This is a genomic window from Bacillus sp. FSL R7-0672, from assembly GCF_038601465.1.
Taxonomy (GTDB): Bacteria; Bacillota; Bacilli; order Bacillales; family Bacillaceae; genus Bacillus; species Bacillus pumilus.
The window spans coordinates 2,884,491-2,896,465 of record NZ_CP152010.1; the positions used below are offsets into that span (position 1 = coordinate 2,884,491).

Annotated in this window: 14 protein-coding genes; 4 read left to right on the plus strand and 10 right to left on the minus strand. The window is 41.7% G+C overall.

What is annotated here, in order from left to right; translation table 11 throughout:
• The first annotated feature begins 44 nt into the window (after positions 1–44).
• Entirely contained in the window at positions 45–641 is a 597-nt protein-coding gene (locus MKY18_RS14725; protein ID WP_003212636.1) for a biotin transporter BioY, read from the plus strand.
• Positions 642–710: 69 nt separating this feature from the next.
• Here MKY18_RS14725 and MKY18_RS14730 read toward each other — a convergent pair whose 3' ends face one another.
• From MKY18_RS14730 to MKY18_RS14740, 3 genes are all read right to left on the minus strand, one after another.
• Complete coding sequence (locus tag MKY18_RS14730; protein ID WP_065099084.1) at positions 711–1,487, minus strand: sporulation protein; 777 nt, start codon at positions 1,485–1,487, stop codon at positions 711–713.
• A gap of 159 nt (positions 1,488–1,646) precedes the next feature.
• The gene (locus MKY18_RS14735) at positions 1,647–2,975 is read right to left on the minus strand and encodes a Na+/H+ antiporter family protein (protein ID WP_044140834.1); all 1,329 of its coding nucleotides are present in this window, start codon (positions 2,973–2,975) and stop codon (positions 1,647–1,649) included.
• A gap of 141 nt (positions 2,976–3,116) precedes the next feature.
• Positions 3,117–4,607: a leucyl aminopeptidase gene (locus MKY18_RS14740; protein WP_065099085.1), complete on the minus strand. Its 1,491-nt coding sequence runs from the start codon at positions 4,605–4,607 to the stop codon at positions 3,117–3,119.
• A 325-nt stretch (positions 4,608–4,932) separates the two neighbouring features.
• Between MKY18_RS14740 and MKY18_RS14745 the strand changes: the two genes are divergently transcribed.
• Positions 4,933–5,409: a divergent PAP2 family protein gene (locus MKY18_RS14745; RefSeq protein ID WP_044140837.1), complete on the plus strand. Its 477-nt coding sequence runs from the start codon at positions 4,933–4,935 to the stop codon at positions 5,407–5,409.
• Between the two features lie 41 nt (positions 5,410–5,450).
• Here MKY18_RS14745 and MKY18_RS14750 read toward each other — a convergent pair whose 3' ends face one another.
• The 4 genes from MKY18_RS14750 to MKY18_RS14765 form a co-directional block, all read right to left on the minus strand.
• The gene (locus MKY18_RS14750; protein ID WP_003212854.1) at positions 5,451–6,095 is read right to left on the minus strand and encodes a 3D domain-containing protein; all 645 of its coding nucleotides are present in this window, start codon (positions 6,093–6,095) and stop codon (positions 5,451–5,453) included.
• 99 nt (positions 6,096–6,194) lie between these two features.
• Positions 6,195–6,515: a YuiB family protein gene (locus MKY18_RS14755; RefSeq protein ID WP_044140838.1), complete on the minus strand. Its 321-nt coding sequence runs from the start codon at positions 6,513–6,515 to the stop codon at positions 6,195–6,197.
• An 81-nt stretch (positions 6,516–6,596) separates the two neighbouring features.
• Positions 6,597–6,722 (minus strand): YuiA family protein, encoded by a 126-nt coding sequence (locus tag MKY18_RS14760; RefSeq protein ID WP_157957789.1) that lies wholly within the window; start codon positions 6,720–6,722, stop codon positions 6,597–6,599.
• A gap of 129 nt (positions 6,723–6,851) precedes the next feature.
• Positions 6,852–8,069 carry an NAD(P)/FAD-dependent oxidoreductase gene (locus MKY18_RS14765; RefSeq protein WP_189318741.1) on the minus strand — a complete coding sequence of 406 codons (1,218 nt, stop codon included), beginning with the start codon at positions 8,067–8,069 and terminating at the stop codon, positions 6,852–6,854.
• A 391-nt stretch (positions 8,070–8,460) separates the two neighbouring features.
• Here MKY18_RS14765 and yumC point away from each other — a divergent pair, with 391 nt between their 5' ends.
• A complete protein-coding gene (gene yumC, locus MKY18_RS14770) occupies positions 8,461–9,459 on the plus strand; it encodes a ferredoxin--NADP reductase 2 (RefSeq protein ID WP_065099087.1) in 999 nt (332 codons plus the stop codon).
• 45 nt (positions 9,460–9,504) lie between these two features.
• Here the strand turns inward: yumC and MKY18_RS14775 are convergent, their stop codons facing one another.
• Positions 9,505–9,711 (minus strand): hypothetical protein, encoded by a 207-nt coding sequence (locus tag MKY18_RS14775; RefSeq protein WP_012011136.1) that lies wholly within the window; start codon positions 9,709–9,711, stop codon positions 9,505–9,507.
• Positions 9,712–9,905: 194 nt separating this feature from the next.
• Between MKY18_RS14775 and MKY18_RS14780 the strand changes: the two genes are divergently transcribed.
• Positions 9,906–10,322, plus strand: a complete 417-nt coding sequence (locus MKY18_RS14780) for a hypothetical protein (protein ID WP_065099088.1) — start codon at positions 9,906–9,908, stop codon at positions 10,320–10,322.
• A gap of 123 nt (positions 10,323–10,445) precedes the next feature.
• Here the strand turns inward: MKY18_RS14780 and erpA are convergent, their stop codons facing one another.
• Positions 10,446–10,808 carry an iron-sulfur cluster insertion protein ErpA gene (gene erpA, locus MKY18_RS14785; protein WP_003212931.1) on the minus strand — a complete coding sequence of 121 codons (363 nt, stop codon included), beginning with the start codon at positions 10,806–10,808 and terminating at the stop codon, positions 10,446–10,448.
• A 73-nt stretch (positions 10,809–10,881) separates the two neighbouring features.
• On the minus strand, positions 10,882–11,736 hold the full coding sequence (gene dapF, locus MKY18_RS14790) for a diaminopimelate epimerase (RefSeq protein WP_044140842.1): 855 nt from the start codon (positions 11,734–11,736) through the stop codon (positions 10,882–10,884).
• Between the last annotated feature and the right edge of the window lie 239 nt (positions 11,737–11,975).

The window sequence follows — 11,975 nt, forward strand, 5'->3', positions numbered from 1 at the left end:
CCTCCCCTTAATCTATTTGTACAGATAAGACAGGGGGAAACATCATGCAACAGAAAACAAGAACCGCTGATTTTGTGTTAGTCGGAATGTTTGCTGCACTCATGGCGATTGGAGCCAATATCACATCCATTGTGCCGTTTTTGCAAGTCGGCGGAATTCCACTTACGATGCAGCCGTTTTTTTGTGTACTTGCTGGTCTTTTGCTCGGCAGACGGCTTGGTGCATTAGCTATGATTGTATATGCCTTGGTCGGAATTGCTGGCGCACCTGTATTCGCACAGTTCTCAGCAGGCTTTGGGGTGATTTTAGGTAAAAGCGGTGGTTTTGTCTTATCGTATATTCCTGCTGCTTGGTTAGCTGGATTCATTTTAGAAAAAAGAAAAAATCCTGGCTTTGGCCGCTTTTTGCTTGCAGCTATTGCAGGTACGACCGTCATGTATGTGATCGGAACGACTTATACGTATCTCGCATTAAATGTGTGGCTGAATGCACCCATTTCCTATCAAACCACGTGGTTCTTTATGATCTGGTTTATGGTGAAAGACTACGCTTTGACGATATTGCTTGCGATGCTGGCACCTAAAATTTATCGCTCTGTTTCAAAAGCCACGTCCTTTCGAAAACAACAAGCCGCATCATAAAGGCAGACATCATCTACAAGTTGAACATAGAGAAAAGAGCCTCTCTTCATTTAGGCTCTTTTTTCATCATTACTCAGCGTATTGATTGATGATTCCTTCTAGCATCCCTACAAGCACTTCTACATCTTCAAGATCTGATGGACTGAAGCGGTAGCGCACAAGCTGTTCTCCATCATGATACATCTCCTCAAGCCACCCTCTGAGTCCTCTTGCTCTGCGGTCGACTTCGAAAACAATGTCTAATCCGCCTTCATCTATCAGAAAAATCAGCTCTAACTCATCAAGCATATAACGATAGTCGTCTGATGTCGGAATAAACTCAAATTCTTGAACGAATGGCAGACGACGCTGGAAGTAAGGCGCTTGTTCACAGTCTGCTTCGTTCAAGTGGAAGCCTAGATAACTAGTTGCTTCCAGTACATTTTTCACCCAAGGATGTGCTTCCACAAAAATACGGTCATAGTCAGATTTATCAATTCCGCCTTGGATATCAAGGTCTGTCACTACGGCAATTTCTACTTTTCCAATAGTCATCGGGGTATCAATCGGAAGAATAAATGAAAACGGAAATTCGTGTTTTTCACCAGGCTGGATGGTAAAAGAATCCGTCACCCGTAAAGAAATGATATCCACATATTTTCGACGCTCTTCATCATCTTGCACAATCACATACTGTGTTTGAATCTTAACATCAATATAGCGGATGGCCTGAGAGATTTTTCCGCCCTTTGCATGGACAGTTCCCCTTACCTCTTGTCCAGGATAATAAGCGTTTTTCTCCAAAATGGTATCTACCTTTGCCGCACCAATCCCTGCACTTGCCGCTAGCTTTTTAAAAAATGACATGTCCCATCTTCCCCTTTTCGTTTTTATCAGCATATATACGTAAAATAGAGGAAGAAAGATTCATTTAATTCATACTTTAGTCCTAATTATTTTTTCGCTTGTGAACAACAAAAAAGCTTATAGAAAAAACATCATCGTTTTCTCTACAAGCTTTTCATCTTACAGGATAATCGCCGCAAGCCAGCCGAATAGAACAAGCGGAATATTATAATAGATAAAAGTCGGGACACAAGTACCCCAAATGTGGTGATGCTGTCCATCCATGTTCAATCCAGATGTCGGTCCAAGCGTACTGTCACTTGCAGGTGAACCTGCATCCCCAACAGCCGCAGCTGAACCAATAATGGCAATGGTCGCCATTGGACTAAATCCAAGGTGTAAACAAAGTGGAACAAAGATGGTCGTAATAATCGGAATCGTGGCAAATGATGATCCGATCCCCATTGTCACAAGCAGACCCACAAGCAGCATTAAAATGGCCGCGAGACTTTGGCTGTTGCCGATAAATTGAGAAGATGCTTTAACAAGCGTTTCAATGTCTCCTGTTTTGGTTAAAACGTTGGCAAATCCAGCCGCAACAAGCATGACAAAACCGATAAATGCCATCATGTTCATTCCAGATGTAATCAGTTGATCTGCTTCATCGCGTTTCATCATTCCGGTTACAAACAAGACAAGCAGTCCTGCAAGTGCACCGAAGATCATTCCTTCCACGCCAAGGCTTTGAGACAGATAAAGCTGGACAATCAAGGACACGAGAATGGCAAGACCGGCAAAGAATAGACTTTTTGTCGTATAAGCTGATTTCTCTACATCTGTAATATCGCGATTCTCATATACTTTTGGCTTACGATACATGAAAAGGGAGACGATCAATCCTAGCACCATCCCCCCAACAGGGATCAGCATGGCATATGGAATATCTGCTAAATTCACAGCCAGACCTGCATCCTTCATATTGTCACGGAGCATTCCGTGGAAAATCTGTCCAAAACCGACTGGAAGTAAAATATATGGTGCAGTGAGTCCGAAGGTCATGACACACGCTAGCAGTCTACGGTCAATTTGAAGCTCGTTAAACACTTTTAATAATGGCGGAATTAAGACTGGAATAAAGGCAATGTGAACAGGAACGACGTTTTGTGAAAAACAAGATACGATCAAAATCACAAGAATGATCAGTACTTTTGATAATGTTTTTCTTCTTGAGTCGCCTTCTTTTCCTAAAAGCTTCACTGCTCCTTCAACCATGGCATCTGGAAGACCCGTTTTTGTCAGCGCCGCAGCAAATGCCCCTAAAAGCGCATAACTAATCGCCACTGTCGCATTTCCTCCGAGCCCGTCAGTAAAGGCTTCCACTGTTCCTCCCAGGCCTAATCCACCCGCAAGTCCGCCAGCTAAAGCACCAAGTGCCAGTGCAATCACGACATTGACCCGCAGCAAGCTTAATATCAACATTAAAACAACCGCTAGAACAACTGCATTCATGGTGAAACCCCCGAAATCCTTTAGTTTACTAATGTAGTAGATAATTAAAGTACCAACGTATGTTACCATAGAAAAAATACTACGTCAAATGGCGTTTGTCCTACATAAAAAAGGCCCCGCCATGTGGCAGAGCCTCATCCTTTATTTCTTTCCTTCAAATCGTTCCACAAACGTTGCGAGTGATCTTACCATCACACCTGTCGCCCCTGTTGGCCCAAAGCATGAAGGCTTTTCTGTTGTTGCTGTTCCTGCAATATCCAAGTGAACCCAAGGCGTATCCTCAGCGAACTCACCAATGAATGCTCCTGCCATGATCGCATGTCCATCACGGCCTGGTGAGTTATTGAGATCCGCCATTTTGCTGTTTCGTACGCGTTTTTTATCTTTTTCAGTGATTGGCAGCTGCCAAATCATTTCACCGCATTCTTCTGATGCCTCTTTAAACTGGGCATACAGTTCATCGTTATTCGTCATGACGCCTGTTGTCTCATTTCCAAGTGCCACAATGACTCCGCCTGTTAATGTCGCCACGTCTACAAGGACAGAGGCACCATGCTGCTTCGCATATGTCACCCCATCTGCTAAAACAAGACGCCCCTCTGCATCCGTATTCAGTACTTCGATTGTTTTACCGCTAAGCGACACAATGACGTCATCTGGCTTCATGGCGTCAGCCGAGATCATATTATCGGTTGAGGCAATGACAGCAATGACATTTTGCTCTGGGCGCAGTTCACCGATGATTTCCATAGCACCTAAAACAGAGGCTGAGCCGCCCATATCAGTTTTCATCCCAACCATACTGGCTCTTGGCTTTAACGAATAGCCACCAGTATCATATGTGATGCCTTTACCGACAAGCCCAATCACGTCCGTCCATTCTTCCTTGCCTTGATATTTCAGAACGATGAGCTTTGGTGGTTCTGTTGAGCCTCTATTGACAGCTAGAATCCCGCCCATCCCGAGCTCTTCCATTTGTTCTTTATCTAAAATTTCAATCTCAAATTCGTATTTATACGCAAGCTCTGCCGCGTACGAAGCCAGATCAGAGGATGTGAGCATATTCGGCGGCATATTCACAAGGGTACGAGCCGAATTGACAGACTGTCCGTAGACCTCGCCCACTTTCAGACTTGCCTGAATTTCTGCTGTATCATGATCCGTCGTTGCATAAACAAACTCGATAAAGCGATCCGGTTCATTTGTTTTATGTTTAAAATCTTGTAATTCATATGTAGCTAAAAGGCAGCTTTCAGAAAGGGCATGGGCTGCATCTTGGGCAGGCAGATCCTTTCCAATAAACGTATCTAGCAAGACAGAAACCGCCTGCTTTTTATCTTGATGAAGCTTTTTAAATAGATGGGCAAATCCTTCTTTTGCCTCTTCAAACGTGTAATCTGATTCCTTCCCAAGCCCGACAAAATAAATGCGTTTGATGCCTGTTTCAGGGGATGGGAAAAACTTCGAAAGCTGATTTCGTTTAGATGAAATATCGCCTTCTTTTAATAATTCAGTGATTCGTCCTTCAAGTAATTCATCCATTTCTTTTGCTTTTCCTGATAATTGGCTCTTTTGAAAAAGTCCGATCGCCAGTGTATCTTTATGTTGCCATTCATTTGTCGAGAAAAACATATTTATCACACGCTCCTTCAATGAACTCCATTTTTCACATTGGAACTTCTATTATATCAAAATTTGCGGGTCTATACGATCATTGCCAGTCTGTCTTTACTTGATGAACATTTATATTTTCACACGCGGAAGGGCATCATGAAAAAGCGATGAAAACTTGTACAGCCCGTCCGCGTCTCCCCGTTCCACATCTACTTTCTTTAATGTTATAATTGAACATGGACTTGGCAGCATTTGAATCTGCTATCATTTTTTCATCATACTAGGGTACACAGTCCATCATTTTGCACGATATTTTTTCTTACAGAGAGGATGTTTCTTGTTCATGAGCGTACTGACGAATTTTCCGCTGCTTGCCAGCCTTGCAGCCATCTTTTTTGCTCAATTTGTAAAAGTACCGATTCAATTTATCATTTCTAGACGACTAGATTGGTCGCTCATTACAAGCACAGGCGGAATGCCAAGTTCACACTCCGCAGCCGTAACAGCACTCTCAACAGCAGTGGCTTTAGAGCACGGGCTAAATACATCGATCTTTGCGATTTCAGCCATCTTTGCGATTATTACCATGTTCGATGCAACAGGTGTACGCAGACAGGCAGGAGAACAGGCGACTGTACTGAACAAGCTGGTAACAGATTTTAACCGATTTGTTTCTGAAGCAAAGAATTTCCCGAGTGCGGAAGAAAAAGAAAAGCAAAAGAAATTGAAAGAGCTTCTTGGTCATAAGCCGATTGAAGTCTTCTTTGGCGGCTTGACAGGGGTCTTACTGACACTCATCTTAGATTATTACTTCATGTAGAAGCGAAAAAGCTTTGGACCTAAAACTTGTCCAAAGCTTTTTTATTCTTTATTGGCTTGAAACTGCTGACGGAATACTTGCATTGATTTTGCTTCATTAAGCTGGTTTAAGTCTTTTTCCGTTAACGTTCCTTCGCCCTTTTTGATGATATACACATCGAGCACTTTTTTACCCCATTCTCTATACACATCATCTACGGTTTCATAGTATAAATCAAGCTTATGACCTTTAATGGCTTTTCCCGTATCTGCGACCACTCCGTAGCCATAGTTTGGGATAAAGAGAACAGTTCCAATCGGAAAGACTGATGGATCTGCTGCCACGGTTGAATATAAATCACGTTTCACTTTGACGCCTGAATATGTAATGCCATATGCATGGTGTTCCTTCGTTTTACCTGTTGATTCCACACCTGCTGTATAGCCTGTGGCGACAACCTTTTGCTTCGGGTAATCGTTCCAATTAAACGCTTCTTCGAGAGAAATAGCCCGCAAGTCATCACTTTTGAGTGCCATCGTTTCTCTTTTTTGCTGTTGGAAAAAAGAAGATACTTGCTTGCCAGGGTCAGTCTCTTTCACCCAGGCAGCTACATCACTTGGTTCAACTCCAGATATGCCCGTAAAGCTTGTCAAAAGAGCAAGCATAAAAAGGGCTGTCATGAACAATCGTTTCATCCATGTTTTCATCTTTATTTGTCACTCCTCTACCCATCTATTTGTTTCCAAACAAAATGGAAACTATGCAAAGGAGAAACAAAAAAACCCACTTGCATGTCCACAAGTGAGTTAAAACATTTGATATCCTCTTTTTCGAAGTGCATTGATGACAAAACCTGATGCAATTGCACCAATCAGACCACTTAACAAGATCATGATATCGGCCGCAGCGAGAGAGACAATGCGGTCTCCTATTCCTGAAAAAGCGGTGCCCGGTTCTCTGACATAAGCGATCATCTTTTGATTATTGATAATGAAAAGGCATACAATTGGATATAAAATAGCCATAATCCATGACATTCTCAGCAGCATATTGAGCAAAAAGCCAATGCCGAAGAATAACACGAAAAATAAAATAACTGAAATGATAACGACTGGTAAACTGATCACTTCATCTCCACCCCCAAATATCCCATCATTAGTTTAACTTGGAAATAGAGATGAAGTCAATCAATGGAAAAAGCAGATGGATTAAAGCTTCTTTCCTGTCCCTTTACATTCCTCACATGTTTCAGATCCGCCGAGCAATAGCTGAAAATATCCTTTCCCCGAACAATATTGACAGGTGGACTTCTTTTCTTTTGTATGTGCATTCATATTGCTCACTCCCTTAATCTAAATTTTCTGATAATTTATCATACCATACTTTACTGCCGATAACCAAGTAAGAAAATATGTCAAAAAAAAACGTGTATCACGAGGATACACGTTTTTGTCTATGATGGTTTAGAAGAACTTGAATTTTCCTTTTTTCAGAACAAGTCCTGGTCCGCCAACCATGAATAAAGAACGGTTGTCGATGATTTTCTTCATTGCTGAAGCTTTTGTTCCTTGAAGTTTTTTACCAAACGCAACACCTACAGCGTCGTGTTCACCAAGAGAAGCAACTGTTCCTTTGATGTCTGGCTTAAAGCTTTCAAGAGAACCACCTTTCACTAGTGCGGCAAGGTTTTTCGCTACTGTTTCACCTTGCTGCATCGCGATTTGTGCAGTTGGTGGGTATGGACGGTTGATTTCTTCATTGATGATCAATGAACAGTCACCGATGATGAATACATCATCATTTTCTGGTACACGAAGATCTGGAGATACTTTTACGCGGCCGCGCATGTTTTCAAATCCAGCTTCTTCAACGATTGGGTTACCGCGTACACCAGCTGCCCAAACAACAGTTTCAGCTTTGATTTCTTCAGTATCATCGTCTTTTCCAACAATGATGCCTTCAGGCGTACATTCTTTGATCGCTGTACCAATTTTGAACTCAACACCTTTACCTTGAAGGTAGTTCATTGCATAGTCGATCAATGCAGGATCGAATCCTGGAAGAGCTGTTGGTGCAGCTTCTACACAGATGATGCGCACATCTTTTTGATCAATATCATACTCTTTGCAAAGCTCAGGCACACGGTTTCCAAGCTCACCAAGGAACTCAATACCTGTGAAGCCCGCACCGCCGACAACGATTGTCAAGCGCTCTGGACGTTTTTCAGTTTCCGTATTATACGTCGCAAATTGAAGCTCAATATGCTCACGAAGCTGACGAGCAGAGTTGATGTTAGAGATTGAGAATGCATATTCTTTCAGTCCTGCAATACCAAATGTTTCAGGAACAGCACCAAGCGCAACAACAAGGTAGTCGTAAGAAAGTTCGCCATCTGATGTCACGACTTTCTTCTCTTCCTTATTAATGCTTTCAACTGTTGCTTGTACAAAGTTGACACGGGAACTGTTAATCACATCTTTGATTTGATAACGACAGCGGTCATGATGAAGTGTACCTGCACTTGCTTCATGTAACCATGTTGTTTCGTAATGATAATTATGCTTGTTCACAAGAGTAATGTCCGCATCATTTGTGCCAAGCTGTTTTGTTAATCTTGTTACAGTCATTAATCCGCCATAACCTGCACCTAATACAACGATTTTCGGTTTATTCACTGGAATCACATCCACCTTTTTTAAATTTGCTGTAAAACGGATAAAGAATTACATATCGTTATTCTCAACCGCTTTCCGGCATTTTATGAAATTTAAACAAAAAAATAAGTATGTGAAAATCTGAACTTTCACCTACATAAAACGAAAGCATTTGACCGTATCCGACAAAAATTCATAAAAAATTAATATTTAGTTCCCTTAACAATAATAGCGAGTTCTGATCCAATTTTCAAGGCTTTAAACTGAAAATCCTCATGATAAACGGTCTTTCTCACTTTTCCCTCTTTTTCAAAGCTTCGGCATCAAAAAACGACAAGTTTTTCAAAACAAGTCAAACGACGATGTGTGGTATGATATGATATAGTGATAACAATTTTCATTTGGGAGGATTAGAGGAATGCAAGAAGATTCTAAGGTATATGACATTACCGTTATCGGGGGCGGCCCAGTAGGATTGTTTACTGCGTTTTACGGTGGCATGAGACAGGCAAGTGTGAAAATCATTGAAAGCCTTCCTCAGCTCGGCGGTCAATTATCCGCTCTTTACCCTGAAAAATACATTTATGATGTGGCTGGTTTTCCAAAAATCCGCGCACAAGAATTAATTGATAACTTAAAGGAACAAATGGATAAATTTGATCAAACCATTTGCTTAGAGCAAGCAGTTGAAACAGTTGAAAAACAGGCAGATGGTATCTTTAAACTTGTGACAAATCAAGAGATTCATTATTCTAAAACGATCATCATCACAGCTGGTAACGGTGCATTCCAACCGAGAAAGCTTGAATTAGATGCAGCAGAATCATTTGAAGGAAGCAACCTGCATTACTTCATTAATGATTTGAATCAATTTGCTGGCAGACGTGTCGCTGTTCTTGGCGGCGGAGACTCTGCGGTGGACTGGGCACTGATGCTTGAACCTATCGCAAAAGAGGTTTCCATTATTCACCGCCGCGATAAATTCCGTGCGCATGAGCACAGTGTAGAAAACCTGCACAATTCGAAAGTCAATGTCGTGACACCATTTGTGCCAACTGAGCTCATTGGTGAAGACCGCATTGAACAGATTGTGCTAGAAGAAGTCAAAGGCGACAAAAAACAAGTGCTTGATGTGGACGACGTGATCGTCAACTTCGGTTTTGTTTCCTCTCTTGGACCAATTAAGCAATGGGGTCTTGAAATCGAAAAGAACTCGATCGTCGTGAAATCCACAATGGAAACAAACATTGAAGGCTTCTATGCGGCAGGAGACATCTGTACGTATGAAGGAAAAGTCAAATTGATTGCCAGCGGATTCGGTGAAGCACCAACGGCTGTCAATAATGCGAAAGCCTACATGGACCCGAAAGCCCGTGTACAGCCTCTTCATTCCACAAGCTTATTTGAAAACAAATAAGCGAAATCAAAAAAGGAGTTCCCACAAGCGGAACTCCTTTTTCGTTTATTTAAAAACCCCAATATAGGCATTCGCCATTCCAAGTACCATTGCAGCAAGCAGCACCACAACAATCCCTGCCACAACCAAAATCACCCGATCCTTCACACGTTCCTTTTTCGGAAGCGGCTTCTCAATCCCGCAAGCTGGACACGTTTTGGAACGATACGGAATCAGTTCATGACAGTTCCTGCAATTGATTTGTTCACTCAAACCTTAGCAACCTCTTTTCTACCTACAGTTTATGTTTGGTTCTCATGATACTCTTTTCGGGTGGAAATAGCCAGTTGTGAGAGCAAGCTGTAACAAAATTGAGCGATTTATAAATTGTTGAAGAGAGAATGAAGGTTTTATCTGATCAACCGATATAGGAAATGAAGAAGATATAATGGAGGATAGGTGGAAAGATGTTTAAGCGTTTAATAATCAGTTTGAGCTTGTTACTGATGATTGGTGGCTCAGTTGAACTGTTTGCAAAAGACTACAATAAACATTATGCTCAGTTCGCAGCAGGATTGAATATGGATGTTGATCAACTAGAACCTTTTTTAAAGCATGTGTCCACTTCAATTTTAGATTCTGGTTTGAGTGATCAAGAAATCAAACAGATACTCTCTAAAGTTCAAAAAATGAATAAAAACAATGAAACGAAAAAAGTGGGTACTTTTGAAGTGGTGTACCATGAAAAACAAGCAAAGATTAAAATTGTGATTGAAGTTCATGTGGAAGATGGCAATAAAGAAGTGGTGATCTATATGTTTAGCACCCAAGAGCTGGTGGATGTCTTGGATAAAGAACTGTTGAAAATAGAAGAAGCTATATGAGAAAGAGACACTGAATGAGTGTCTTTTTTTATGGTTGATTTTCCTCAATAAAAAAGCCTCCTCGATCGTGTTGTTTACAAAAACAAACGAACAAGAAGGCTTATCTTAATCCATGATCAGTTGTTAACACTCTTCCGGCGTACCGGTATTCTTCGCTGTTCTAAAAGAAGAGCCGCATCCGCATGAAGCAATCGCGTTCGGATTGTCGATGGTGAAACCGCCGCCCATTAGTGATTGTTTGAAATCAATGATAGTGCCGTTCATGATATCAAGGCTTTCGGAGTCGACAAGGACCTGAATGCCTTGCTGTTCGAACTGCGTGTCTTTCTCTGAAACTTCATGGTCAAATCCCATGCCGTATGAAAGACCGCTGCAGCCGCCGCCTTTTACGCCCACTCGTAGGAACGCATTTTCTTCTTCATGTTCTTTCATCATATCTTTAATCTGCAGTGCAGCAGCTTCTGTAATGGTTACTGGTGTACTCATGATCATCCCTCCTTTTGACTGGATGTTTCTTTTCAATTATAAACGTGATGGTGCCTTTTCTCAAATAAATGGTTTACAAATAAAATGTGCCGTCACAAATCGTTTCAGCAGGTCCTGTCATGAGCACATGCTCATTGTCTTTCCAGCGAATGATGAGATCTCCGCCTGCTAAGTGAACCGTCATGTCCGTTTCTTTTTTCGCCTGTCCATTCACAATCGTGGATACGGCCGCCGCACAAGCTCCCGTTCCGCAGGCTTGAGTAATGCCAGACCCTCTTTCCCACACGCGAAAATGCAGTTCTGTTTCACTGACCACTTCTACAAATTCTACATTGACGCCTTCTGGGAACATGTCATGTTTTTCGATGATTGGCCCAACTGTATCAAGCGGTGCCTTTTCAATGTCCTCTAAATAAAAAACGATGTGCGGGTTTCCCATTGAAACAGCCGTTCCATTTAAGGTCGTCGTGCCAAAATCAAGCGGTTCATTAATCGTTGTGCTGGCTGGTTCACCAAGCATCGGCATTTCTTCTTTTTCAAAACGAGGTTTTCCCATATCAACTGTCACTAAATGTACGTGACCATCCTGCACATGAACGGTCGCTTCAACGAGTCCTGACAATGTTTCAATCTGAAACGTTGTGTCTGTTACGATTTGATGCTCATACACATATTTTGCGACGCAGCGCAGACCGTTGCCGCAGTTTTTCCCCTCTGATCCATCATTATTGAAAATGCGCATTTTCACAGGTGCAATATCTGATGGACAAATGAGGATCATACCATCTGAACCGATTCCTGTATAAACAGAAGACACGCGGATTGCTATCTCTGATAGCTGCTCTTCTGGAAGCTGTTCCTTCATCTGATTGACGTAAATATAATTATTTCCTAGTCCGTGCATTTTCGTGAATTGAAATGATGTCATGAGCGTCCTCCAAAAATGTTGTTTCTTTATAGTATAAAAGGAGTCGATTCAGGAGACAATCTTATCATCCCCCGTTTTTCATACATAAAAGCTCTTTGCTGCCATGGCAAGGGGCTTTTATTATGCATATGCCTCATTTTCTCTCGTGTGATGCTTCATTTTGATGATATTTTATTAGCATAACATATTGGATGCGCTTTCTATTGATTCTCCTTAAAAATGGAAACTGAAAGTATGAA